The organism is Algibacter sp. R77976, from assembly GCF_044594645.1.
Lineage (GTDB): Bacteria > Bacteroidota > Bacteroidia > Flavobacteriales > Flavobacteriaceae > Algibacter_B.
In genome coordinates, this window is record NZ_CP138989.1 from 1741106 (window position 1) to 1767931 (window position 26826).

Annotated in this window: 24 protein-coding genes; 12 read left to right on the forward strand and 12 right to left on the reverse strand. The window is 33.7% G+C overall.

Going from position 1 to position 26826, the window contains the following annotated elements:
- Nucleotides 1-26 precede the first annotated feature (26 nt).
- The gene (locus tag SJY43_RS07580; RefSeq protein ID WP_396603230.1) at nucleotides 27-1295 is read left to right on the forward strand and encodes an OFA family MFS transporter; all 1269 of its coding nucleotides are present in this window, start codon (nucleotides 27-29) and stop codon (nucleotides 1293-1295) included.
- An 80-nt stretch (nucleotides 1296-1375) separates the two neighbouring features.
- Here SJY43_RS07580 and purL read toward each other — a convergent pair whose 3' ends face one another.
- From purL to SJY43_RS07615, 7 genes are all read right to left on the reverse strand, one after another.
- A complete protein-coding gene (purL, locus tag SJY43_RS07585; RefSeq protein ID WP_396603231.1) occupies nucleotides 1376-5050 on the reverse strand; it encodes a phosphoribosylformylglycinamidine synthase in 3675 nt (1224 codons plus the stop codon).
- A gap of 156 nt (nucleotides 5051-5206) precedes the next feature.
- On the reverse strand, nucleotides 5207-7033 hold the full coding sequence (locus SJY43_RS07590) for an endonuclease (protein WP_396603232.1): 1827 nt from the start codon (nucleotides 7031-7033) through the stop codon (nucleotides 5207-5209).
- A 698-nt stretch (nucleotides 7034-7731) separates the two neighbouring features.
- Nucleotides 7732-8229, reverse strand: coding sequence for a DUF192 domain-containing protein (locus SJY43_RS07595; RefSeq protein WP_396603233.1), 498 nt, complete (start codon nucleotides 8227-8229; stop codon nucleotides 7732-7734).
- Nucleotide 8230: 1 nt separating this feature from the next.
- Nucleotides 8231-9160 carry a prolipoprotein diacylglyceryl transferase gene (lgt, locus tag SJY43_RS07600; protein WP_396603234.1) on the reverse strand — a complete coding sequence of 310 codons (930 nt, stop codon included), beginning with the start codon at nucleotides 9158-9160 and terminating at the stop codon, nucleotides 8231-8233.
- 55 nt (nucleotides 9161-9215) lie between these two features.
- Entirely contained in the window at nucleotides 9216-10340 is a 1125-nt protein-coding gene (locus SJY43_RS07605; RefSeq protein ID WP_396603235.1) for a peptidylprolyl isomerase, read from the reverse strand.
- Nucleotide 10341: 1 nt separating this feature from the next.
- The gene (gldI, locus tag SJY43_RS07610; protein ID WP_396603236.1) at nucleotides 10342-10884 is read right to left on the reverse strand and encodes a gliding motility-associated peptidyl-prolyl isomerase GldI; all 543 of its coding nucleotides are present in this window, start codon (nucleotides 10882-10884) and stop codon (nucleotides 10342-10344) included.
- Nucleotides 10877-11896 (reverse strand): bifunctional oligoribonuclease/PAP phosphatase NrnA, encoded by a 1020-nt coding sequence (locus tag SJY43_RS07615; RefSeq protein ID WP_396603237.1) that lies wholly within the window; start codon nucleotides 11894-11896, stop codon nucleotides 10877-10879. Before SJY43_RS07615 ends, gldI begins: the two co-directional genes overlap by 8 nt.
- Before the next feature lie 173 nt (nucleotides 11897-12069).
- Between SJY43_RS07615 and SJY43_RS07620 the strand changes: the two genes are divergently transcribed.
- Nucleotides 12070-12489 carry a nucleoside-diphosphate kinase gene (locus SJY43_RS07620; RefSeq protein WP_396603238.1) on the forward strand — a complete coding sequence of 140 codons (420 nt, stop codon included), beginning with the start codon at nucleotides 12070-12072 and terminating at the stop codon, nucleotides 12487-12489.
- A 145-nt stretch (nucleotides 12490-12634) separates the two neighbouring features.
- On the opposite strand, the gene SJY43_RS07625 is transcribed toward SJY43_RS07620, so the two are convergent.
- The 4 genes from SJY43_RS07625 to SJY43_RS07640 all read right to left on the reverse strand — a co-directional run bounded on the left by SJY43_RS07625 (nucleotide 12635) and on the right by SJY43_RS07640 (nucleotide 17171).
- Nucleotides 12635-12826: a cold-shock protein gene (locus SJY43_RS07625; protein WP_298339087.1), complete on the reverse strand. Its 192-nt coding sequence runs from the start codon at nucleotides 12824-12826 to the stop codon at nucleotides 12635-12637.
- A 293-nt stretch (nucleotides 12827-13119) separates the two neighbouring features.
- A complete protein-coding gene (locus tag SJY43_RS07630; RefSeq protein WP_067150460.1) occupies nucleotides 13120-13311 on the reverse strand; it encodes a cold-shock protein in 192 nt (63 codons plus the stop codon).
- Nucleotides 13312-13408: 97 nt separating this feature from the next.
- Complete coding sequence (locus SJY43_RS07635) at nucleotides 13409-13705, reverse strand: DUF721 domain-containing protein (RefSeq protein ID WP_396603239.1); 297 nt, start codon at nucleotides 13703-13705, stop codon at nucleotides 13409-13411.
- A 316-nt stretch (nucleotides 13706-14021) separates the two neighbouring features.
- The gene (locus SJY43_RS07640; RefSeq protein WP_396603240.1) at nucleotides 14022-17171 is read right to left on the reverse strand and encodes a T9SS type B sorting domain-containing protein; all 3150 of its coding nucleotides are present in this window, start codon (nucleotides 17169-17171) and stop codon (nucleotides 14022-14024) included.
- A gap of 391 nt (nucleotides 17172-17562) precedes the next feature.
- On the opposite strand from SJY43_RS07640, the gene SJY43_RS07645 reads away from it, so the two are divergent.
- Nucleotides 17563-18528, forward strand: a complete 966-nt coding sequence (locus tag SJY43_RS07645) for an IS110 family transposase (RefSeq protein ID WP_396603241.1) — start codon at nucleotides 17563-17565, stop codon at nucleotides 18526-18528.
- 93 nt (nucleotides 18529-18621) lie between these two features.
- On the opposite strand, the gene recF is transcribed toward SJY43_RS07645, so the two are convergent.
- The gene (gene recF / locus SJY43_RS07650) at nucleotides 18622-19701 is read right to left on the reverse strand and encodes a DNA replication/repair protein RecF (protein WP_396603242.1); all 1080 of its coding nucleotides are present in this window, start codon (nucleotides 19699-19701) and stop codon (nucleotides 18622-18624) included.
- Between the two features lie 128 nt (nucleotides 19702-19829).
- Between recF and SJY43_RS07655 the strand changes: the two genes are divergently transcribed.
- From SJY43_RS07655 to SJY43_RS07695, 9 genes are all read left to right on the forward strand, one after another.
- Nucleotides 19830-20600, forward strand: coding sequence for a tetratricopeptide repeat protein (locus SJY43_RS07655; protein ID WP_396603243.1), 771 nt, complete (start codon nucleotides 19830-19832; stop codon nucleotides 20598-20600).
- Between the two features lie 12 nt (nucleotides 20601-20612).
- Nucleotides 20613-21098 carry a 6,7-dimethyl-8-ribityllumazine synthase gene (gene ribH / locus SJY43_RS07660; protein WP_396603244.1) on the forward strand — a complete coding sequence of 162 codons (486 nt, stop codon included), beginning with the start codon at nucleotides 20613-20615 and terminating at the stop codon, nucleotides 21096-21098.
- A gap of 150 nt (nucleotides 21099-21248) precedes the next feature.
- Entirely contained in the window at nucleotides 21249-21482 is a 234-nt protein-coding gene (locus SJY43_RS07665; protein ID WP_396603245.1) for a hypothetical protein, read from the forward strand.
- A gap of 22 nt (nucleotides 21483-21504) precedes the next feature.
- Nucleotides 21505-21792: a riboflavin synthase subunit beta gene (locus SJY43_RS07670; protein ID WP_396603246.1), complete on the forward strand. Its 288-nt coding sequence runs from the start codon at nucleotides 21505-21507 to the stop codon at nucleotides 21790-21792.
- A 3-nt stretch (nucleotides 21793-21795) separates the two neighbouring features.
- Nucleotides 21796-23646 carry a DNA mismatch repair endonuclease MutL gene (gene mutL / locus SJY43_RS07675; RefSeq protein WP_396603247.1) on the forward strand — a complete coding sequence of 617 codons (1851 nt, stop codon included), beginning with the start codon at nucleotides 21796-21798 and terminating at the stop codon, nucleotides 23644-23646.
- A 2-nt stretch (nucleotides 23647-23648) separates the two neighbouring features.
- Nucleotides 23649-24470 (forward strand): rhomboid family intramembrane serine protease, encoded by an 822-nt coding sequence (locus SJY43_RS07680; protein WP_396603248.1) that lies wholly within the window; start codon nucleotides 23649-23651, stop codon nucleotides 24468-24470.
- On the forward strand, nucleotides 24470-25339 hold the full coding sequence (locus SJY43_RS07685; protein WP_396603249.1) for a rhomboid family intramembrane serine protease: 870 nt from the start codon (nucleotides 24470-24472) through the stop codon (nucleotides 25337-25339). Before SJY43_RS07680 ends, SJY43_RS07685 begins: the two co-directional genes overlap by 1 nt.
- Before the next feature lie 19 nt (nucleotides 25340-25358).
- Nucleotides 25359-25754 carry a four helix bundle protein gene (locus SJY43_RS07690; protein WP_396603250.1) on the forward strand — a complete coding sequence of 132 codons (396 nt, stop codon included), beginning with the start codon at nucleotides 25359-25361 and terminating at the stop codon, nucleotides 25752-25754.
- A 40-nt stretch (nucleotides 25755-25794) separates the two neighbouring features.
- A complete protein-coding gene (locus tag SJY43_RS07695) occupies nucleotides 25795-26820 on the forward strand; it encodes an endonuclease/exonuclease/phosphatase family protein (protein WP_396603251.1) in 1026 nt (341 codons plus the stop codon).
- Nucleotides 26821-26826: the final 6 nt, after the last annotated feature.

Sequence of the window (26826 nt, forward strand, 5' to 3'; positions counted from 1 at the left end):
AGGCAAATACTCAAATAATGATTAATATGAAAACACAAAAATTAAAAAATAGATGGTTAATTGCTGCTTCAGCAGTAGGGATACATATTTCTATTGGATCGGTATATGCTTATTCGGTAATGACGAATCCTGTTAAGGATATATTTGAAGTAGATGGTAGCGTAATAAAATGGGCATTTAAAATTGCAATATTGTTATTAGGTTTGTCGGCAGCATTTCTAGGGCGGTGGGTTGAGAAAGTGGGACCAAAGGTTAGTGGAACAACAGCAGGTTTGTTTTATGGTATTGGTATTTTAGGTTCAGGATTAGCAGTACAATTAGAGTCTATATGGCTGTTTTATCTATGCTATGGTGTAATTGGAGGTATTGGTCTAGGTTTAGGGTATATCACACCGGTAAGTACTTTGGTAAAATGGTTTCCAGACAGACGAGGCTTAGCAACGGGGATGGCAATTATGGGATTTGGCTTTGCGGCTTTAATTTTCGGGCCCGTAATGCAATCACTATTTGATTCTGTTGGTGTTTCAAACGCTTTTTATATTTTAGGAGTTATTTATATGATACTAATTTTATCTTCTGCCAGGTATATTGAAAGACCTCCAGAGGGTTATATGCCAGAAGGTTATAAACCAGGTGAAGGTAAGGTTATAAAAAAGGATATGGCGAATATTACAGCTAATGAAGCCTTAAAAACACCGCGATTTTATTACATCTGGATCATGATGTTTATTAATATTGCTTGTGGTATTGCTATAATTTCTGCTGCAAGTCCAATGATGCAAGAAAAACTTAATTATACACCGATGGAGGCAGCCGGAATTGTTGGTTTAATTGGTGTGTTTAATGGGTTAGGTAGGATAATGTGGTCTAGTTTATCTGACTATCTTGGAAGAGCAAATACATATATTATTTTCTTTGCATTTCAGATTTTAGCATTTTACTTCTTACCGCAAATATCAATGGAATTAGCATTTCTTGTCGTTCTGTTCACAGTAATTACTATGTACGGTGGCGGGTTTTCAACATTACCAGCGTTTTTAGGTGATTTATTTGGTACAAAACAATTAGGTGCAATTCACGGTATGGTACTAGCAGCTTGGGGATTAGCAGGGGTTGTGGGGCCAACTGTTTATGATATGGTTAAAAATGCTACAGGTTCTTTAGATACCACTCTAAAAGTTTTCGCAGGATTATTTATTGTCGCTTTATTTGTGTCATTGTTAATGAAACGCAATGTCACTAAAGCTTATCGAAAAATGGATAAAAAAGTTGATGAAAATTTAAAGTTTGTGTAAATTTTAATATAGTATTAATTAAAGAGGTCGTCTGAAAATTTTTTTTAGACGACCTCTTTTACGTTATTAAAATAATTTAGCTATTTCTTCTCAATCCAAAGTCTAGCATTCACAAAAGCCTCTAACCAAGGTGATGCTTCATCTTTACGTCCATCAGGATAATTTGCCCAATTCCATTGGAATGTAGAGCGTTCAATATGTGGCATTGTTACTAAATGGCGTCCCGTTTTATCGCTCATCATAGCAGTATTAAAATCTGAGCCATTTGGATTATGAGGATACCCTTCATAACCATATTTAGCAACAATGTTGTATTTGTCTTCAGTATAAGGTAAATTAAATTTCCCTTCACCATGCGAAATCCAAACCCCTAAAGTAGTGCCTGCAAGTGTTGAAAGCATGACTGAATTATTCTCTTGAATTTTTACCGAAGTAAATGAACTTTCGTGTTTATTAGAATCATTATGAAGCATCTTTCCATGAATCTCATGATCTGGATTAATTTCTTCTAATTCCATGAATAATTGACAACCATTACAAATTCCAACAGAAAGTGTGTCTTCTCTATTAAAGAAATCTTGAATAACTTTATTCGCTTTTGCGTTGTATTTAATAGCACCTGCCCAACCTTTAGCCGAACCTAAAACATCGGAATTAGAAAAACCACCAACGGCTCCTAAAAACTGAATATCTTCTAAGGTTTCACGACCAGAAATTAAATCGGTCATGTGTACATCTTTCACATCAAAACCAGCCAAATACATAGCGTTTGCCATTTCGCGCTCAGAGTTAGATCCTTTTTCACGTAAGATTGCTGCTTTTGGTCTTGTGTTTCCTAAAACAGGTAACTTTCCAGTAAAATGTTTTGGGAATGTATATTGTAGTGGCTGATTTTTATAATTATCAAAACGATCTTGTGCTAAACCATTAGCAGTTTGCTTTTGGTCTAATAAGAACGATGTTCTATACCAAACATCTCTATTTTTAGCAATATCGAAAATGAAATTATCGTCTATGTTTTTAATGGTTAAATTACCAGAATTGTTAACCGAACCAATATTGAAAAATTCAATGTTGTTTTCTGTTAAAATAGATTCAACTGAAGCATCAGCTTGAAATACAAGTCCAGAGTTTTCAGCAAATAGCACTTTTATAGAATCTTCTTCATTCAATTTAGAAAGATCTAAATCTGCTCCTAAATCTACATCAGCAAAACATAGTTCTAATAAAGTTGTAATTAAACCACCGGAAGCCACATCGTGACCCGCTTTAATTTTATCATCTACTATTAAAGATTGAACCGTATTAAATACATTTTTAACGTAAGCAGCATCTTTTACATTAGGCGCATCGTTTCCAATGGTGTTTAATACTTGGTTGAAAGAACTACCACCCAACTTAAAATCGTCTTGCGATATGTTTATATAGTAAACATTACCTGCGTTTTGTTTAAAAACAGGCTCCACAACTTTATTAATATCGTTACAATTAGCACCTGCCGAAATAATTACAGTACCTGGAGAAATAACATCGCCATCAGGATATTTTTGCTTCATAGAAAGTGAATCTTTCCCTGTTGGCACATTAATACCTAAATCGATAGCAAATTCTGAAATCGCTTTAACAGCTTCGTATAAACGGGCATCTTCACCTTCATTTTTACAAGGCCACATCCAGTTAGCTGATAAAGAAACTGCATTTAAACCATCTTTTAAAGGTGCCCAAACTAGGTTGGTAAGCGCTTCTGTAATCGAGTTTCTACTTCCTGCAACAGGATTAATTAATCCAGAAATAGGGGAGTGTCCAATAGAAGTAGCAACACCTTCTTTACCTTTAAAATCTAGCGCCATTACACCTACATTATTTAAAGGAATTTGTAATGGTCCAACACATTGTTGTTTGGCAACTTTACCACCAACACAACGGTCTACTTTATTTGTTAACCAATCTTTACAGGCTACAGCTTCAAGTTGTAACACTTGCTCTAAATAGATTTGTAAATTTTTGGTTTTATATCTTGGGTTTTTATAGTTTCTAGAAACCGTTTTGTCGGTCATTATGGTTTTGGGAGAACTACCAAACATATCTTCCATGGCTAAATCCATAGGTTTATGTCCGTTTGTTTTAGATTCGAATGTGAACCTGTCATCTCCCGTAACATCACCAACAGTATACATAGGTGAACGCTCACGGTCAGCAATGTTGTGAAGTGTTTCAACATGCTTTTCGGCAATAACCAATCCCATACGTTCTTGAGATTCGTTACCAATAATTTCTTTGTCAGAAAGTGTAGGGTCTCCAACAGGTAAAGCGTCTAAATCTATTTTTCCGCCAGTATCTTCTACTAATTCAGATAAACAATTTAAATGTCCACCAGCGCCATGATCGTGAATAGAAACAATAAAGTTCTCATCGCTTTCTACCATACCACGAACCGCATTGGCAGCACGTTTTTGCATTTCTGGGTTAGAACGTTGTACTGCGTTTAACTCAATACCCGATGCAAAAGCACCAGTATCTGCAGACGAAACTGCTGCGCCACCCATTCCAATTCTGTAATTTTCACCACCAAGAATAACTATTTTATCGCCTTCTTTAGGTGTGTCTTTTAATGCTTGTTCTGCTTTGCCATAACCAATTCCCCCAGCTTGCATAATTACTTTGTCGAAGCCTAATCGTCTTGCTGCCGCATCACTTGAGGACGAATTTTCGTTATGCTCAAAAGTTAATACAGATCCCACAATTAAAGGCTGTCCAAATTTGTTTCCAAAATCAGAAGCGCCATTCGATGCTTTAATTAAAATATCCATGGGTGTTTGGTATAACCATTTTCTGGCTTCAAACTTTTGTTCCCAAGGTCTGTTTTCTTCAAGTCTGGAATAAGACGTCATGTAAACCGCCGTTCCTGCTAAAGGTAAAGAACCTTTTCCACCAGCAAGTCTATCTCTAATTTCTCCACCTGCACCAGTTGCCGCACCATTAAAAGGCTCAACTGTAGTAGGGAAGTTGTGTGTTTCCGCTTTAAGTGATATTACAGAATCAAAATCTTCTGTTGTATAATAATCAGGAATATCCGCACGTTTTGGTGCAAATTGTTCCACTTTTGGGCCTTTTACAAAAGCCACATTGTCTTTATAAGCCGAAACAATATCGTTAGGATGTGCTTCAGATGTTTGTCTAATCATTTTAAAAAGCGACACCGGTTTCTCTTCACCATCAATTACAAACGTACCATTAAAAATTTTATGGCGGCAATGCTCAGAATTCACTTGCGAGAACCCAAACACTTCAGAATCTGTAAGCGGTCTGCCAATTTTCTTAGCTACACCTTCTAAATACGCAACCTCTTCATCACTTAACGATAAGCCTTCTTGTTGATTGTAAGATGCAATATCCTCAATGTTAAGAATTGGTTCTGGTTTAATATCAATAGTAAAAGAATCTTGAGTTAACCCGTTAAATTTCTCAGAAATCATTGGGTCATAATCATTAAAATCTTCCGTACTAGCTTGAAAATCTTCAATTCTAATAATATCAGAAATCCCCATATTTTGAGTTATCTCGACAGCATTGGTGCTCCAAGGGGTTATCATGGCAGCACGAGGGCCAACAAAAAAAGCATCTAAGGATGCTTGCTCAATTTTTGGCTGGTTGCCAAATAACCACTCTAATTTAGAAATGGTTTCGGTCGATAATTCTTTTGTTGTTTGAACAGCAAATACTTTACTGGTTACGTTTCCAAAGAAATGAATCATTATGTATCGGTTTGTGTGTGTTTAAAGAAAGTGCAAATTTAGGTCTTTTAAATAGAATATTTATAAAAAAAGTAGTTGCAATCTGAAGAGTTATTCACTCTTTATTAAATAAAAAAAGCGACTCTTTTTGAGTCGCTTTTTCTACTGAACTAAGATTTAAAGCTTTATTATTTTTTTTGTTATGTTTTGGTTGTTGGTTTCAAGTTTTAAAATGTATAATCCTTTATTTAAGTTAGATACATTGATTGCTTGATTACGCGGGGATACTTGTCCGGTTTTTATTGTTTTTCCTAACAGGTCTATAATTTGAAAGGATAAAACTTCATTAGCTTTTATATGGTAAAAATCTCCATATACAGGATTTGGGAATGTTTTTAATTGGCTTAACAGTTTATTATCAGAAACACTTAATGATGTGTAGCATGTCCAAGAAAGATTATCAATGGTTACGCGGTCTCCACCAGAAGTTGTTTCGGCTATCACGATAGTAACATTACCCTCAATATTAATATTGTCTAGTGTTGTGGCTTGAGCATTATCACCGTAAGGAAGATCTCCAACTTTTGCACCATTAACTTGAACTTCTAAATTACCAGATCCACCGCTAAAAGCTCTTATGGTAGTAGCTGTTAAACTCCCTATACCTCCTGAAACTATAGGTGATGTTAAAGATCCCGCAGAAGTTCCTCTTCCATCAAAAGCTATTGCTCTACCATCCAGAGTTTGGTCTGTTCTAGCTCGTGTAGCATTCCATGTGCCTCCATTATCTCCAGTCCAAGTTCTGTCAGAATAACCCGAATTATTGGCTGGTATTAAATCAAAAGTTTCGCTAGCACAATTGGTTCCTCCTCCAGAAGTTTCAAGTGTAGTTTCGTTAATTGATGCGCTTAAATTGGATGGATTATTTGCAGCATCAACAGCTAAAACCGAAAAAGTATAATTGGTTTCTGGTGATAATCCTGTTACGGTTATGTTTGTTGCTGTGGAGTTTGTAGATACATAATAAGATCCATCAACATAAATATTATAAGCTACAACACCAATATTATCGGTAGATGCTGTCCACGATAAATCTGTAGTTGTTGATGTAGTATTTGAAGCCATTAAGTTGCTCGGTGTTGTTGGTGCTTCTGTATCTGGATCTGGAGTTTCTCCCCAACGATTTTCAGCAGGGCTTCCTCCCCAAATTACTGTAGCTAAATAAGGGTTATCAATAAATGGGTTTCTATTACCTTGGGCATAAGTATTTGCTGTATTCGCATGATAGGTATTTCTATTGTCTTCAATTGTAGAAACAGGATCTTCTTCATTCCATTCTAGCAATAGGTTAATCATATCAGCATCAATAGCATTTTGAGTTCCAACTGCTACAAAAGACGGTTTGCATTGTGTGCCGTATCTTAAATACATATACATAATTATTCTTGCTGCATCACCTTTCCATTCGTCACCAGGGTACCAGTTTCCAGAACTGTTTTGTGCGTTTCCAGTACCATCTACAAATTTTAAGTTACCTCTATTGCTATTCATAGTAACATCCGATGGTCTTAAATTATGCGCATCGGCATAAGGCGGTACGTTTGTTCCGTTGCTATTTAAACTTGGCGAACCTAATGAATTAGGGAATGTATGTTCTCTGTTCCAGTCGCTTCCAGAGCTACCACCATTATTGTTTTTACTTCGACTTCTATCTGTAACATAATTACCATCACTATCATTATAGCCATAAATCAATAGCACGTTTGCGCTGTTTAAAGGATCTTCATCGGTAATTTTACTTGCTTCCCAAATACCAGGTGTATAGCTTAAATAATTGGTGTGTTTAGCTGCGGTTTCAATGGCTAAGTCATTGAATAGATCTATGCCGGTTTGAGTAAAGTCAACGTTAGTATAGTAGCTTTGCTGGTCGGTTGGGGGTGTTAACTGTGCATGTGTATAAAACGAAACTAATAGACATAATAATAAAAAGTAGTTTTTTTTCATAAGGGAATCTTTATGTTACAGGTTTTTGTAAAGTTAAATATTTAACAGAAAATGAATTTGAATTCAGGTATTATTTTATTGTTAAAGTTGCGTTGTAGTGATTATTATTAATGACGGTGTTTTTATTGTTTTAAATAATGTATTATCTCTATAAATATTTTATCACTATTCGTTTTAAAAACCTTTTTGCCATATAGACCATCATTATCAATATATTTAAAAGAAATCACATGAAATGTATCTAAAAATAATTTTGAATTAAACTTTACAGATTCAATTGATTTTGAATCAGTAATAAAGATGCTCGAATGTTTTTCGGAAAAATTTTTCTGATATTGAATTTTTAATGAGCCATTTTCAATTGAGTAGTTTTGAATGTAGTAGTCATTTTTAAAATAGAATAGGAGACACATTATCGTCAGTATAATAATTAATAAACTCACTAAGAAAATCCAATCACTTGTTTTTCTGAAATAAAAAAGCCCAAAAAAAAGAGTAATTAGAATAGGTGCTAGAAATTTATCTCTTATTATGTCTATCGTCATTTTTTTTGATTAACTACAAGTGCTTTAATGTTATCATTAGTAAGTGTAACCCTATTTTTCGGTTGTGCACTTCTTGTAAATATAATTATTTTCCCACAATAAAATCGATCTAAATTAGATTTTGTTATAAGAAAAACAGCAATCTAAGTTGTACTATTCGTTATTAGAAGTGTCGGTAAACATAACACCATCACCAACAGAAATCCCCCAAGTATCAACCAAACCAGCATTAATTTCTAAAACATATTTAGCAGGTGCGTTCGATGGTAATGAAGATTCATCAAAAGGTTTTGCGTTTTTTTGAAAACTAACTATGCTTTTAGAAGCATTAATGTAAATAAGATCTAATGGGATTTTAGTGTTTTTCATGTAGAAGAAACGCTCGGTTTCATCATCAAAAACAAAGAGCATGCCTTGGCTATTCTTCATGGAGTTTCTGTACATTAAGCCTGTTTGAATATCAAAATCGGTATCTGCAATTTCTATATCTAAAGTTACTTTTGTAGAGTCTGAAGCTTTAAGAATAGTAAGCTCACCTTCTTTAGTAAAGGTAACTTCGGTTTGTTTAATAGCTTTTTTGTCTTCTTTGCAGCTTAATGTAACTATACAAAAAGATAGAGCAGATAGTAGTATTAAGCGTTTTAAAAACATGTTATTTAACTGCTTTTTTAGATTTGTAAACAAACATAAAGTACAGGCCAATTAAAACAAACGGAATGCTTAACCATTGCCCAGTATTTAAACCAAACCAATTAATATATTCTTCGCCTTGTGGCTCTTTTGTAAATTCGATAAAGAAACGAATGGTCCAAAGAAGTACTAAAAATAGCCCGAATAAAAACCCTGGTTGATCTTTTTTAGTGGTTTTAGTGTAGAAATATAATAAAATTAAAAAGACAAAAATATAACAAAACGACTCATAAAGTTGTGAAGGATGTCTGTAAGGCACAGCATCTAATAAGTTTTGAAACTGTGCATTATCTGTTACAGCATTATATGCTTTTTGCACATCTTTAATGCCTGTACGTTGCACAATTTCGCTTTTGTAATATTGATCTTGAATGAAACGAACACCTAAATTAGAATCTGTAATTTTTCCTATAATTTCAGAATTAATAAAGTTTCCAATTCTAATAAAAACAGCTCCTGAAGCTACTGTAATTACAATACGGTCTAAAATCCAAAGTACAGATTTATAACTGTATTTTTTTCTATACAGATACATGCCTATTATAATACCTATGGCTGCACCATGACTTGCAAGCCCTTGAAAACCTGTAAACTCAAATCCACCTTTAAACTTAAAAGGTAGAAAGATGCTGAAAAAATCTTCAGATATTAATTCAGACTGATAAAACAATACATGCCCCAATCTAGCACCTAACATGGTTGCTAAAACGGTATAAATAAACAACGGGTCTAGATATTCTAAAGACACTTTCTCTTTAGTGAAAATGCGTTTCATGATATACCAGCCAATTACAAATGCAGTTACCCACATTAAGCTATAGAAGTGAATTTTGAAGTTTCCAACAATATCAATTCCTGTTATTGGGTTCCAGTCAAATTTTAATGCGTGCATAGGTTTTGTTTTTCAGCGTAAATATAAGCGTTTATAGTAGCTTTAATGTTAAAATTTATTTAAGAAGTTCAAGAACTTCAACTTCAAAAATAATATTTGATTTTCCAGGGACACCTCTAGTTCCAGCTTCTCCGTATGCTAAATGATAAGGGATAAACAACGTGGCCTTATCGCCAATATTTAATTGTTGTAATCCTTCTTTAAAGCCAGCAATCATTCCGGCATCTGGACCAAGATCTGCTGTTAATGGTTGGTATCTGTTTGCTGCTTTACGTCTTTCGTTAACAACATCAAGTTTTTCTGCTGTTTCTAAATTGCTTGTTTCAAGTAGCTTTCCGTTTTCAAAATAAACCGCATAATGTGTTAAAACAGAAGAGTTTTCAGTTAGTTTTTCTCCGTTTCCCTTTTCTGAAACATAATATTTTAAGCCAGAATCTAAAGTTGTTGCTTTTGCTTTTTGATTTTCAAATTTATCAAGTGTGGCTTTTAAAATGGCTTCAGCTCTTGCCTTTTTTTCTTTTTCAAGACGCTCAATTTCTGCAAAATGATTCTCGAAAATGTATGGTGCATCAAATTGTTTGGCTGTTTTTCCTTTTCTAATAATATTGAGTTCTTCTATAACAACATCTTCAATAGGTTTGTCTCTACTATCGGTTTTTACATTCGATATAGAATCTTGAATATTTAATCCTAAAACCAATTCACCAAATACATTGTACTTATTGTCTAAATGAGGTTTTGGAATTTCTGTTATAAAAAACTGACTCCCATTTGTGTTTGGTCCAGAATTAGCCATAGAAAGTATGCCCGGTTTGTCGTGTTTTAAATCTGGATGAATTTCATTGTTAAACTTATAACCTGGATTACCTTGACCGGTTCCAAGAGGGTCGCCTCCTTGAATCATAAACTTATCCATAACACGATGAAAAATAAGCCCATTATAAAACTTTTTCTTTTTGTAGGTGTCTTTTACCATGGTATTTGTGCCTTCTGCCAACGACACAAAATTTGCCACTGTTATAGGTGCTTTTTCCTGTTCTAGTTTAGCAACCATAACGCCTTTGCTGGTAATAAACTCAGCATATAAACCATCTTCAAGCTCCGGGTATTGCACCTTGCATGAGGTTAAGTTTACTACTAAAACGAGTAGAGAAACTTTAAAAATACTTTTAAATAACATGTTAATTAGTTTGATTTAGGGTAATAGAATTGACTGTAACTTCACAAATAAGTGGTGTGTTTCTTCCAATTTTATTTTCATCTCCATAATAGCCATAAGCTTTTTGAGAAGGGAATAAGAAGGTAACGGTTTCACCAGATTTCATGAGTTTTAAACCTTCACGAAGTCCTGTAAATAATTCTTCTTTATCCATGGCATAGGTTTGAGTTTTTAATTCTTCATTAGAATAAATAACGTTACCATCAAGCGATTTAATATTGTAGTTATAGTTTATAACATCTCCAAAAACAGGGGTTTTTAAAATGTCGTTAGCTACTTTATGATTGTAATAATACCAAAATCCACTTTCTGAGGCGATATAATCTTTCTCATCAAGTTTCATAAGGTTTTCAATAGCTGCTTGTTCTTTAGCGTTAAGTTTTTTATTGCGCTCTACAGAGGCATCAATAAAAGAACCAGATTTTACTGTAATGGGGCGTCTAGCTTCGGGTGTTTTACAGCTAAAAGCTAGTAAAACTAGAGCTATGATTAGTAATTTATTCATTATTTAGGGCTTTATTATAAGTAGGTAATATACTAATAAATTTTTCAACTGTTTTTTCTATAGATAAGTAGCTTTTGCCACCTGCCGCGTTGGTATGACCACCGCCTTCAAAATGTGCTCTAGACATTTCGTTTACAGAAAAATTACCTTTAGAGCGTAACGATATTTTTATAATTCCTTCTTTTCTATCTTCAATAAATATGGCTGCAAGCACAATACCATTTAAAGAAAGACCGTAGTTTACAACACCTTCGGTATCTCCTTTTTTGTAATCGTACTTTTGGAGCTCATCTTGCGATAGCGTAATATACGCAGCTTTAGATTCTGGGATAACTCTTAAATTGGTTAACGCACAACCTAACAGTTGTAAGCGTTCATAACTATTTGTGTCATAAACATTATTGTGAATCTCATTGTTGTTAGCACCTTTTTCAATAAGTTTTGCAACAATAGCATGTGTTTTGCTGGTTGTAGATCTAAACCTAAAAGAGCCAGTATCTGTCATAATTCCAACATACAAGCAAGTCGCAATAGCGCTATCAACTAAATCGGCATCACCTAACATATCTATAAAATGATACACCATTTCGCATGTAGAACTCATGCTTACATCACTAAACGTATATTTTGCATAATCATCTGGCGCTTGATGGTGGTCTATCATTATTTTTAAAGCAGAACTTTCTGTTAAAACAGTTTCCATATTACCCGTTCTATGAAAGGCATTAAAGTCTAAAGTAAAAATAATATCGGCATCATTAATTAACGCATTACATGCTTTAGTTTGCGAATCGTGTTTTAAAATAGAATCGTTTCCCGGTATCCATTTTAAAAAATGCGGATAATCATTAGGCACAATTACTTGTACTTGATGTAAGCCTTTTAAAAGGTAATGGTATAAGCCTAAAGTAGATCCAATAGCATCGCCATCTGGGTTTTTATGTGGTACAATAACAATTTTTTTCTTAGTAGATAAAAGCTGTTTTATGCTTGTAATGTCTTGTTTATTCATAGCTGACGAAGATACAATTTTTTTAAATTTAGAACTATAGCAATCTCATCTGTTAAGGTTTATTATTTTTAAAGTTAGATGTAATACCAAGATTGTCATTTCTGTTTCAATCAAAATTTTGGTTATGGTATTTCACAGAAATACATTACTTTTGCCAAAATTAAAACAAAATAATGGCAACAAATAGAACATTTACAATGCTTAAGCCAGATGCTGTTGAGAAAGGACACATTGGGGCAATATTAGAAAAAATTTCAGCTTCAGGGTTTAGAATTGTAGCAATGAAATTAACGCAAATGACAACTGCTGATGCAGAAACGTTTTACGCAATACATAGCGAGCGTCCATTTTTCGCAGATTTAGTAGAATATATGACACGCGGACCAATTGTAGCAGCAATTCTTGAAAAAGAAAATGCGGTTGATGATTTTAGAACCTTAATAGGCGCTACAAATCCTGAAGATGCTGCAGAAGGCACTATTAGAAAAATGTTTGCAGATTCAATTAGCGAAAACGCTGTACACGGAAGTGATAGTGATGATAATGCAGCTATTGAAAGTGCTTTTCACTTCTCAGGAAGAGAGCAGTTTTAAGAAAAAAACATCATATAATATAAAAAATCCCCACAACTTAGTTGTGGGGATTTTTGTTTTAAAAAAGTATAGTTTCCCGCTTTCGCGAGAATGACAAATTTATTTTGAACATCTGAGAATAAAATCTCAGATTGCTTTTTTTAAACTAAACTACTTTTACGTTTACGGCATTTAAGCCTTTTCGGCCTTCCTGTAAATCAAACTCTACGATGTCGCCTTCGCGAATCTCATCGATTAATCCAGAAATGTGAACAAAATGTTCGGTGTTTGAACCTTCTTCTGTTATAAATCCGAATCCTTTAGAATCGTTGAAGAATTTTACTGTTCCTTTACTCATTGTATTAAATTTTAATTATTAATAATAACTAGATTGCAAAGTCTGTGCCATAAAAAAAGCCCATCCTAAATCCTTCCATAAAGGAGGGGCTTGCTTACTCTTAAGGTATAGTAATAGCTAATTTTTTTTTAAAAGGGTTTAGTTTTTTTTATAGGTCTAAGAATTTCCGAAAGTTTTTAAAGTGATGCGTTTTTAGTTCTTCCCCTTTGGGGAGGCTAGGTGGGGCTTTTTGCCACAAAAAAAGCCTATCAAATAAATGATAGGCTTTTAACTTGTAATTGATAAGTATATCGTTAGACTACTTTTACGTTTACGGCGTTTAATCCTTTTCTTCCTTCTTGAAGATCGAATTCTACTACGTCACCTTCACGAATTTCATCGATAAGTCCTGAAATGTGTACGAAATGTTCTTTGTTGTTGTCTTCTTCAACGATGAATCCAAAACCTTTAGAGTCATTGAAAAATTTTACGGTACCTTTACTCATTGTATTTGTATTATAAATATTAAGTTCCAAAGGTAATATAAAAAATAATATCTTTTAACTTTTTATTAAAAAATTTACAGGTGCGTAAAATCTGTAATTATCTTAAAACCAGTTTTTTAATAATAACTTTGCCCAGTTCCTCATTAAGCATGTTAATTATTTTTTCTTTTCCATAGCTTAATTCCTCTCTTAACACGCTAGAACTAAGTTGCACATAAAGGGTTTCGCGCTCCAAATTTACAGCAGTAGTGTAGTTGTTTACGCCATTCCCCATAAGGTTAGCCCAAGCATCAGCCACATTCACTTTGTTTAAGCCTTTTTCAAGCTTATTAGTCTCAACAAACTCTTTTAAAGCGTCGCTAATACTAAGGTTTTCGTTGTTGCGTTTTGCCATGGCTCTATTAAATGGGTTATAAGAAAAAATATGTTTTGTAAAAGTATTAAAAATTTTTGGGCGCTACCACAAGGGTCGGGCTTTTCGTTGCAAGTCCTCGCTCGTGCCTCGCTGTGGGCTTTCCACTTCAATCCCTAGCGCGGGGGCGTATTAAATTTATTTTTAGAGAGGTTCGTTTAACCGTCTCGTATAAGAATAGTAGCGGATTTTTATGTATTTACCATTCCATTTATTACTATTATTTGATTTATAAAATTCATATTCGTTTTAACGACTAAACCTCTATTCTTTTTATACAATGTTGGTAATTGGTATTCTATCTTTTCAAAGAAAAATGTCCGGAAAAAGTTCGGCCATTACCAAGGTCTGTTATAAACCAATAATCGTTTGACATCATTTGTTTGCCATTGCAAAGTCCATTCCAACCTAAATCATTTGATTTTATTCTAGCCAATAGTTTTCCGTATCTGTCAAAAATTAAGGTCTCTGAATTAGGAAAATTGACTATACCTTTAATCTGCCAAAAATCGTTATATCCATCATCATTTGGTGTAAAGAATTTTGGGTAATCAATTAGTGTAACTTCTTCCCGATCTTGTCCACAACCATCTTTATCTCTTACGGTAACCGTATAAATACCACCTTGAATATTCGGGAAATAATTGGAATCTTGGAAATATTGTCCATCAATAGAATACTCAAAATCACCATTCCCTGATGCTATGATTTCAATAAAATTATTACCCAGTTCTCCAAAATTGACGCTTTGTATTTCTGGCAATACAGAACGTACCAGGCTAAAATTAAATGAAGATGTACAGCTAATCCCATTGCTGATTTCGGTAACCGTAACTTCATAATCACCTTCCTCAATAATTTCGGCACTGCTCGTAATTGAAATGGAAGTACCATCTTCAAAAACCCAGTTATAAGCATCATAACCGGAAGCAATATTTAAATTAATCGAAGGATCCAAATTACAGATGAAGTACTGGTCTTCCAATATAATTTCTGGTAATGCATTCACAATTAAATCAAAAGACGTTTCTGAATAACAAAGCGGATTCGCACTATCCTCAACACGGACACTTATGGTTTGGGAATAAGGCCCGGTATTCTTAAATAGTGTAGGCAAAGGACTAGGCAATAAGTTGTTTTCAGAATCAAAGTATGCTACGATTAAACCTGTTTGATTACCAATAAGCTGTTGTTCGATATTAGAGGTGTCAAATTGGGCAAATCCATCGCCTTGATTGCATGCATATAAATTATCTGGTTGATTGATGTTTGGCTGATTTACAGTTTCAAATTGTAAAGTCGTTTCCGCATAACATGTAGAATTTATATTAGACACCCTTACCGTTATAGATTCATTGAAGGGAACAGTATTGGTATAAGGATTTGGCAAAGGACTTGGTAACGGTGTATCGTTGGCATCAAAATAGCTTACAGTCATTCCCGTTTGGCCATTTAAAACTTGACTCTCCAGCGTTGTGGTATCAAAATATTCTGAGATACCATCATTATTATCATCGCATCCATTTAAGAGCTGTAAGGTGTTTGCCTGTGGATTTTCGCTTACAAATAGATCGATGGTCATTTCAGAGCTACAATTTGTTGTGGTATTTGTGGCGCGAACGGTCACATAATCTTGATTAGCCAACACATTCGCAAAGTTATTATAGTCGTTAAGTGCAATTAGGTTGTCACTGCTGTCAAAGAGTTCTAGTGTTAGATCCGGTTGCCCATTTAGAATCACATTAGGTAAATCGGACAGATCAAATTGTGAAAACCCATGAGAGCCTTCGTCGCAACTAGCTAATGCAGGCACGGGCTGTAACTCTGGTAAAGGGTAGGTAATGACATCGAAGGTGGTTTCTGAAGCACAACATGGATAATTTTCATTGGCCACACGTACCGTTATGGTTTCTAGTCCACTAATGTTATTGGTAAACGGATTGGGCAAAGTATCATAGGTATTGTCACTACCATCAATATAGGTCACAGTTTTACCCGTTTGGCCACCAAGCACTTGATTCTCTATGGTTGTCACATCAAAAGTTGAGGAAATACCAGAATTTAAGGTATCCTCACAAGCATAAATGTTGTTAATCCCATACGCATTTGGTGGCTCATTCACGTCAATCATTTCTGTAAGCACTTCAAAACTGCCATCTAAGGATGTTACAGTAGCTGTAATGGTATAGGTGCCATCCACTGTAAAATCGTGAAATGGCGAAAAGTCATTAGAGGCATTGTTTGGGCCAGAAGCCGGATCGCCAAAATCCCATATTACCGAACTTATATTAGGATTACTTTCTATACTAAATTCCTTTAAAAACTCTGAGCAAATATTGGTGACCGAAATCCCATACGTATTGCTCATATGGTTCACACTACCAGTAACATTTATATAAAAGTTAGAATTAGGAAAACCCATATCTGTTGCGGTTACAAAGCCATTAACGGGTGTTGCATTAACAATACAACCACGTTGCCAAGAGACATCATTGTCTACTGTTGAACCACCAATAAAGGCGTTGGCAGAACCATAAATAATCCCTTTATGCACTTCGACTAGGATACGCTCCACACCAGCAGGTACCGTTATAGGCGTGTCAAATTCAACTTCCACCACTTCTGGCTGATTAGTAATAGCAGTACTGAGTTGCTGATACTGACTACTACCTATTAAATTATCTTCCGAGAAAGACGCTGGGAAATTCTCGTCTATTTCATAAACTCTAAAGCTAATTTCTGGTAACCAACCAACACCGCTCACGGCCACCTGACCTTTTGTTATCAAATACTCCTCATTCTGTGATATCCCAAAATCTGCCAAAGTAAAAGTTCTCGACCAGTACAAATAAGAGGAGGAGCAGGAGAAAATATTAGTCCTTATAATATCACCACAGGTATTATGTGATAATCGTGTCACAGGGCCATTGCTAAACACATCATAGGCTTCACCAGTAACATTAATAAAGAAATTGGCATTGGGCTGTGGGTTGCGCAATTCTGTGGTGGGTATTAAACTATAACTTTCATCACAACCGTAGTAATAAGACACGTCATTATCCTCTTGTGTACCAGCAATCTTAACTACAGAAGACGTATCCTCGTAGATGCCCCAATACTTTTCTACGGCCACCAGTATCTTTTCGGTACCTGCTGGGATAATAACTGGTTCGTCAAAATCGGTTTGTACGATCTCAGGTACACCACTTATGCTAGGTGCCTCACCAATACCACGTGAGCCAAGTAAGTTTGTAGGGTATAAGGAATACGGGTAATTTGGAAATTCTTGACCAATACTATAAAAGCGATATTGCAGGTTGGCACCAGTATTGGATTCTGATAATGCTATTTGCCCAGAGGTAATGGCAAACTCTTCATTAGGACCAATACCAAAATCTGCGAGATCAAAAATACGCATCCAGGTTTCATCGCCTTCACAGGAGAACATCCCAGTATCTATTGGTTTATTGCCGACATTATGTGATAAGGTAATCTGTGCATTCGATTTAAAAATCCAGCAGATGGAAATAATGACAATTAATTTGAACTTCAAGTTTTTATTCATTTTTCAGCTTGTTGCCAACGCAAAGATAAAGTTCCGTAATGAACTTTATCGATTGTTAAACGACTTAAGTTTATCTTTAATAAATTTAAGTATTAATCAGAAAGAACAAAAGAGAAGAATAAGATTAAGTTAAACGGTGAGACTTTGATCTCGATAGCTTTGATAATCCCTTCTCTTTTACTACTTAAACTTCGTTCAGTTCTGTGAGACCTAGATCTCGATTTTAAGTTGTTGAAATGTAAGTAGCTTCTGTTCTTTCCAAAACACAATTCTTATGAATAAAGATAAAAAAATTTATGGCATAGACATTAGTAAAAGTGTTTTTGATGTTTATTTTAAAGCAGACGGATACGTTCAATTTAAGAATGAAGAAAAAGTCTTTAAAAAACTATTAAAGATTTTATCCAAAGAAGCCTTAGTGGTAATGGAAGCTACGGGTTATTATCATTACCGTTTAGCACAATTTTTACATCATCAAGGTGTATTGGTTTCAGTAGTTAACCCTTTGTCTGTAAAACGTTTTATACAGATGAAGTTAGCAAAAATAAAGACAGATAAAAGCGATGCTCGCTATATTTTTGACTATGCGACAATTAATGAAGTCCCCCTTTATAATGCCTTAACGGATGTGCAGAGTGAGTGTTTGCAGTTATATCAATTATTGGATATTTATGTAAAACAGAGTACATCAACAAAGAATAAAATTCATGGAGAAAAAGTTTTAGGTATTCCATCCAAGACTGTTTATAAATCACTAAACAGAAACTTAAAGCATTTACAAAAAGAGATTCAAGTTATAGAAACTAGACTTTTGGAATTGGTAAAGCAAGAACAGCAAGAACAATTAACATTACTACAAACCATACCAGGTATTGGTCTTAAAACGGCTTTGTTTTTAGTGGTTGTCACAAATGGGTTTAGTAAATTTGAAACAGCTTCTCAATTATGCAGTTATGCTGGTATAACACCAATTATAAGGCAATCTGGAAGTAGTGTTAGGGGGAAAAGTAGGATAAGTAAAGTAGGAAATAAAAAACTTAGAAGGTTGTTGTTTTTATCAGCATTTTCAGCATGTAGATACAATAAAGCATGTAAAGCAATTTTTGACAGACTGGTTTTAAAAGGAAAAAGTAAAAAACTAGCAATGATAGCGGTTGCTAACAAATTATTAAAACAAGCTTTTGCAATAGCAAAGAGTGGTTTGCCTTATGATAGTAATTTTGTTTCAAAATTATCTTAAAACTATTTGGTTTTTAACTCAGTTCTTAGGTAGCTGATTTTTTTTACAAAGTCAAGCCACATAGAGCGGAAATAGTAATGGGGTAAAAAGCTTTTACAACCTAAAAACCTCATAACTCTGGTGTATCTGCTTCACAGCATTTTCAGTACGCTCAGCATGTGTGTCGCTAATAAATAATTGTCCGAAATTCTCATCATCAACTAATTTAATAATTTGTGCTACACGTTGTTCATCTAACTTATCAAAAATATCATCCAATAGTAAAATAGGGTTCACGCCGCTTTGCGCTTTTATAAAATCAAACTGGGCTAATTTCAAAGCAATTAAAAACGATTTTTGCTGTCCTTGACTTCCAAATTTCTTAATGGGATGGCCTTCAATATTAAAATGTAAATCGTCTTTATGAATGCCAACACTTGTGTATTGCAATGCCTTATCCTTATTAACCGAAGCTTTTAAAAGTGTGTTTAAATCACCTTCAAATAAATGACTGCTATAAACCAAATCTACCTGTTCGTTGCCATTACTAATAGCTTCGTAGCGTAATTTAAAAATAGGAATAAACTCTTTTAAAAAAGCATCGCGTTTTTCAAAAATCTTGGTGCCGTAATCTGTAAGTTGGTTGTTGTAAACCTCTAAAGTATCGTTGTTAAACGTATGGTTAAGCGCAAAATACTTTAGTAAAGCATTACGTTGCGCTAATATTTTGTTGTAGTTAATTAAGTGATTTAAATAACTTTTATCACTTTGCGAAATCACAGAATCAATAAATTTACGCCGGGTAGTGCTGCCTTCAATAATTAAATCTCTATCGGCAGGCGAAATTATAACTAAAGGTAAAAAACCAATATGCTCACTAAATTTCTCGTAAGCTTTGCCGTTACGTTTAATTACTTTTTTTTGTCCGAGCTTTAAACTAATAGCAACTTTTTCGGTTTTTTCTTCTTTATCATAGTCGCCATTTATCACAAAAAAGTCCTCTTCATGCTTAATATTTTGGGTTGCAACTGGATTAAAGTAGCTTTTTCCGAATGATAGATGGTAAATGGCATCGAGCACATTTGTTTTACCAATACCATTGTTTCCAACAATACAATTTATCTTATCATTGAAAATGAACGATTTACTATCGAAGTTCTTATAATTAAGTAATGAAAGTGATTTTAAAATCATAAAAAACGCAACTTATTGTGCAAACTCTTAAAAAGAAGTGCAAATTATTGAAAAATATCAAATAAATAGGCTTTTAAATCTATAGAAAAATTATATTTTTGCGCGACAATAATTTTAGATAGCATATCATGGCAACTTATAAGAAAAGAGGATATAAACCAAAAACAGAAGTAGAAAAGCAGCAGAACATTGAAGAAGGTTCTACAACGGCAGAGGTTTTTAACACACTTGATGAAACAGCTTCTAAAACAGAAGACTTTGTAGCAAAAAACCAAAAGTATATTTTTATCATCATTGGTCTTGTTGCAGTAGTGGTTTTAGGGTCTTTAGCATATAAAGAATATGTAGCTAAACCAAAACAACAATCAGCTATGAACGATATGTTTCAAGCTCAAAAATATTTTGATCAAGCAGTTACTGGAGCAGCAAAAGATTCGCTTTATAACTTAGCCTTAAACGGTGGCGAAGGTAAGTTTGGTATGTTAGATATTATAGAAGAGTACAGCGGTACACCTTCTGCAAACTTAGCAAGCTACTATGCTGGTACAGCTTATTTAAGATTAAAAGATTACAAAAAGGCTGTTGAGCATTTAAGTGATTTTAAAAGTAATGATGAGATTTTAGCGCCTTTAGCTAAAGGAAATATAGGTGATGCATTTGTGCAATTAAACCAAACAGAAGATGCTTTAGGGTATTACGAGCAAGCTGCCGAAATGCGTGATAATGAGTTTACAACCCCTATGTATTTATTTAAAGCAGGAACAATTGCTTTAGATTTAGGAAAAGCAGATAAAGCTTTAGCATATTTTGAAAGAATAAAAGCGGATTATGCAAACTCTACCGAAGCGTCGCAAGTAGATGTGTTTATTGGTAAGGCACAGGTATTAGCAAGTAAATAATAGCTGCAATTTATGGCTACTGAAAATAAAAATTTATCAGATTACGATAAAGCATCAATCCCAAACGCGAGTAATTATCGGTTTGGGATTGTTGTTTCAGAATGGAATGATACCATCACAGAAGGTTTGTATAAAGGTGCTTATGATGCGCTAATAGAAAACGGTGTGGATGACAATAATATAATCCGTTGGGATGTTCCAGGGAGTTTCGAGTTAATCTATGGTTGCAAAAAAATGCAAGAGCAAATGGTTAATGCTGTTATTGCAATTGGTAGCGTTATTCAAGGAGAAACTAAGCATTTCGATTTTGTTTGCGAAGGTGTAACACAAGGTATAAAAGACTTAAACGTTATGCGAGAAACACCAGTAATTTTCTGTGTGTTAACAGATAATAATATACAGCAATCTATTGATCGTTCTGGAGGAAAACACGGTAATAAAGGTACAGAAGCTGCTATTGCTGCAATTAAAATGGCCGAACTTAGAGAGAATAAGTAGGTTTAGTATCTGTCCTGTTCTTATATCTTCTCGTTATCATCTTAACATTTTTTGGCACTTAAACTTTCTCTTTCTGCCTACTTTTAAGTATTTTTGAATGACGAGCCATACTAATTGAATTTAAAATTTAATTGGTGTAAAAACTAGATTTTGTTTAAACAACGCAAACATAAAACCTTTAATTATCAACCAAGATTTTCTAAGGAAAGTCAAACAGACTCTAGTTCTGATAATAATTCTAATACCAAAGATTTTGTTTCAAAATGGAAACAAAGCTCAGGCACAAAAGTTAAAACACGAGGTGCCATGTCTATGAAAGTGTTAATTTTTGTTTTGGTATTATTATTGATTTGTATGTATTTATTAGAAAAAAAATACATGTAGAATCAAAAAACACTTAGAAATCATGGGAATTTTAAAACTGCGCAAAAACAAAAAATTTAGTTACACACCTCGTACTTACGATGATAAAGGTGAAGGCAATCCGTTTGAAATTAAACATAAGTTTGATGAATTTAGAAAAACAGTTGGGCCAAATAAAGGCATAAAAGGCAAGTTTAACGATGCTTTTGATGACTTAAAAAGTAATCCAGATAATGAGGCAAACAAACGTATTTTAATTATTGTTGCTGTGCTTGTATTAGTGTTTTTGTTTATCATCGATTTCGATTTATCTATATTTTTACCAAAATAATATATGGCAGACATTATACAGCTTTTACCCGATCATGTAGCAAATCAAATTGCCGCTGGAGAAGTTGTACAACGTCCAGCTTCTGTAGTAAAAGAGCTTCTTGAAAATGCGATTGATGCTGGAGCAGATACCATTAAACTTATTATAAAAGACGCTGGAAAAACCCTTGTTCAGGTTATTGACAATGGTAAGGGCATGAGTAATACCGATGCGCGTTTGAGTTTTGAGCGTCATGCGACATCAAAAATTAGAAGTGCCGAAGATTTATTTCAATTGCACACTAAAGGTTTTCGTGGTGAAGCTTTAGCAAGTATAGCTGCTATTGCACATGTGGAGCTAAAAACAAAACAAGACGCCGACGATGTTGGTAATTGTTTGGTTATTGAAGGGAGTAATGTGGTATCTCAAGATGTTGTAGTTACACCTACAGGAACGTCGGTTTCTGTTAAAAACCTCTTTTTTAATATTCCAGCCAGACGAAATTTTTTAAAATCGGATACTGTAGAATTGCGTCATGTTATCGATGAGTTTCATCGTGTCGCATTAGCACATCCTAGTATCAGTTTTGCTTTATATAATAATGGAAGCGAAAGTTTTAACCTGCCTATTAGTAATTACAGACAACGTATTGTAAATATATTTGGTAATAAAACCAATGAGAAATTAGTGCCTGTTGAAGAAGATACCGAAGTATTGAAAATTTCAGGATTTGTTGGTAAACCCGAGTTTGCTAAAAAAACAAGAGGTGAGCAGTACTTTTTTGTAAACGATCGTTTTATTAAAAGTGCGTATTTAAATCATGCTATTGCTTCTGCTTTTGAAGGATTACTTAAAAACGGAACACATGCTAGTTATTTTTTAAACTTAACGGTCGATCCGCAAACTATAGATATTAATATTCATCCAACTAAAACAGAGATTAAGTTTGATGATGAGCATACACTTTATGCTTTATTACGTTCTGCTGTAAAACATAGTTTAGGTCAGTTTAATATTGCACCAGTACTAGATTTTGAGCGTGACCCTAATTTAGATACGCCATATAGTTATAAAAATAACGACTCTAATGCGCCAAAAGTTGAGGTAGATAGAAGTTTTAATCCGTTTAAAGAAGAAACAGCGTCTAAGGCTAGAGCAGTAGCTTATAAAAAAGAACCAACTACAAGTTGGGAAAGTTTATATGTTGGTTTGGAATCTAAAGGCAATGATTCAAAATCTGATTTTACAGAAGTTCAGTTTGAAAGTGAAGAACATACAGCGTCCATTTTTGATGATGATAAACAAGTAGAGAAAACCCACACAACCTATCAACTTCATAAAAAGTATATTGTAAGTTCTATAAAATCTGGGATGTTGGTAATCGATCAGCATCGTGCACACCAACGTGTGTTGTATGAAGATTTTCTTAAGAATTTAACGATTAAAGAGGCAGCAAGTCAGCAATTATTATTCCCACTACAACTTCATTTTTCACCTCAAGATATAGCGATTATTAATCAGTTAAAAGATGGGTTAGAACATACGGGTTTTGTGTTTTCTAGCGTTAAAGAAGAATTGGTTGAGATTACAGGTGTTCCTGTAGAAGTACCAGAGAGTGAAGTTTCTATTATTTTAGAACAGTTAATAAGCGATGTTGAAAACGAAGTTCCAGATAGCCATTTTAGTGCTTCCGATTTATTAGCAAAATCGATGGCAAAGAGTTTAGCTATAAAAACAGGGCAGTCGTTACAAAAAGATGAACAAGAACATTTGGTAAATAAGCTATTTGCCTGTAAAGAACCTAATGTTTCTCCAACTAACAGAACAACATTTATTACGATGAGTGTTGATGAGTTAGATAAAAAATTTATTTAAATATGATGAGAATTTCAGACACCGTTAAGCATTTGATAATCATTAATGTGATTATGTTTATTGGTACGTTAGCAATTGGGAGCGGTAACCTGTTTTACGAGTGGTTTGCCATGTATTTTCCTCAAAATGATGCTTTCAAGCCTTGGCAAATTATTACGCATATGTTTATGCATGGTGGTGCTACGCACATTTTATTTAATATGTTTGCGCTTTGGATGTTTGGTTCGCCAGTAGAACAGGTACTAGGTTCTAAACGTTTTTTGTTTTTATATATTTCAGCAGGATTAGGAGCTGTTTTACTTCAATTAGGATTTTATTATTACCAATATTATCAAGCTTCATTTGGAATCTCTAATCTCGGGCTTAGTTCTGATTTGGTTCATTCAATTGTTAATATAAATTCAGTCGATGGTAATTATATAGTTCCAGAAATTTTTAGAAAGGAATTAATTGAAGTATTAACAGACAGTAATTATTCTGGACCACAAATTGATGCAGCTACTTTTGGCTCATTATTTGAAATGAATAAGGTTACATTAGCAACAATGGTAGGAGCATCAGGTTGTATTATGGGGGTTATGGCTGCTTTTGGTATGATGAATCCTGAAGCCAAATTAATGATGATATTTTTACCTATTCCAATAAAAGCAAAGTACTTTATTCCTGGTATTATTATTTTAGATTTAATTTCAGGTTTAACTGGGCAATCGTTCTTTAGTCCTAGTAATACGGCTTATATGGCTCATGTAGGTGGTGCGGTAACAGGTTTTTTAATTATGTGGTATTGGAAGAAAACACAGTTTAATAGAAACCGCTGGAATTAATGACAACACTTACTCAAGACATAAAAAAGAAGCTTTCTAACCTTAATGTGCTAGAAAAAATTATAGCCGTTAATGTTGTGATTTTTCTATTGGCTTTAATCTTAAGAATGGAGTTCCTTTGGTTTGAATTGCCAAGTAGTTTTTCAAAATTTATTATTAAACCTTGGAGCATTATTACGTATGCGTTTATTCATTATGACCCTCTGCATATATTGTTTAATATGCTTTGGTTGTACTTTTTAGGACGCATGTTTATAAATTTATTCAGCCCTAAAATGGCATTAAACATCTATTTTCTCGGAGCCATTTCTGGAGGTTTATTGTATATGCTATGCTATTCGTTATTACCGAGTGTTTTTGGCGGGAATTCAAGGCTGTTAGGAGCTTCTGGTGCAGTAAGGGCTTTATTGATTTTTTTATGTGCTTATATGCCTAACCAAGAGATTCGTTTTTTTACATTTAATTTAAAACTATGGTATGTTGGAGCAGCTATTGTTGTTCTTGATATTATTGGTGTGTTTTCCGGAATTGCTAATCCCGAAACAGGAAATGCAGGTGGTAATTTAGCACATTTAGGTGGTGCCCTTTTAGGGTATGTTTATGCGAAACAATTAGTAAAAGGTAATGATATTGGTAAAGGATTTGAAAAACTTGCAGATAGTATTACTAATATGTTTAAGCCGTCAAAAAAAGGACCATTGAAAACAGTTCATAAAAATAAAAGTAAAGTTGGTGGCTATACTAAAGCCGATTTTAATGAGTTTAATAATCAAAAGAAAATTGATATTATCTTAGATAAGATTAGTAAAAGCGGTTATGATAGTTTAACTTCAGAGGAAAAAGAATTCTTATTTAGAGCAGGGAAGTGAATTAAATGACAGAAGATTTATGACAGAAGACCTACTGACGTTAAATTTTGATGAATGTATGAGTAAATTTAAGTTTGAAAAACTCCTTATATGGCAAAAATCTATGAATCTTGGAGAAGATATAAATTTGATGATTGATGATTTTCCTAAAAAAGAATTATATAATTTATCGTCTCAGTTACTGAGAGCTGTAGACTCAGTTGCTTTAAATATTTCTGAAGGTTCTATTGGTCAATCAAACCCTGAACAAACTAAATTTTTAGGGTATTCAATTCGTTCTTTAGCTGAAGTTGTGACATGTTTGCATAAAGCTATTAGAAGGGGGTATATTTCAGAGGAACAATTTCAAAAATATTATGATGAATCATTTCACTTGATGAATATGATGATAGCTTTCAAAAATAACTTAAAATAAAACATCGGTCAACAGTCAACGGCCATCTAGCATTATTTCAATGAAAAAACTAAGCTTTATAAATAAAATCATTTATTTTATAAATGTGGTTGTTGCTGTATTGCTTTTGCTGTCTTTCGTTTTACCTTTTTTACCTCCAAAAACATTCTCAATTCTAGCTGTTGTAAATTTAGGTGTATCTTTTTTAATTATTATAAATGTTTTTTTCTTTTTGTATTGGGTATTCCGATTTAGAAAGCAGTTTATGTTGTCTTTGGTAGTCTTGTTAATTGGCTATTTTTCGTTTGGTTCATTGTATAAATTTACATCTTCAACAAAAGTAGATAGTCCCCATAATATAAAAGTCATGAACTATAATGTGAGGCTTTTTAATCTTTACAAATGGATTCCAGAAAAAGGTGTTGAAACTAAAATTATTGATTTTTTAAAAAAAGAATCGCCTGATGTTTTAAGTGTTCAAGAATATCACCCTCATAAAAATATAGATTTATCTTTTTTTAAATATAAGTTCGAGAAGCTTTCTGGTAAGAAAACAAAATACGGACAAGCGATTTTTTCGAAATTCCCTATTGTAAACTCTGGTTCTGTTGAGTTTCCAGATACTGCTAATAATGCCATTTTCGCTGATGTTGTAAAAGGAAAAGATACTATACGGTTTTATAATATTCACTTGGAATCGATGCGAATTGATACTAAGGTTGAAAACCTTAAAACAGAAGATTCTGAGCGTTTGTTTAAACGCATAGGAACTACATTTAAAATGCAACAATTTCAAACAGAATTGTTTTTAATGCATAAGAAACAATGTAAATATAAGATGGTGATTTGTGGTGATTTTAATAATACTGCTTTTTCGTATGTATACAGACAAATAAAAGGCGATCTATACGATACTTTTAAAGAGGCCGGTAATGGTTTTGGCCGCTCTTACGATTTTAAATTTTTCCCTATTAGAATCGATTTTATTTTTGCAGATAAAGCTTTTAATGTGAATGGTTTTAAAGCTTTTGATAATCATTATTCAGACCATTATCCGATTATGACTACGCTAAGTTTAGAGCAATAAACTTAT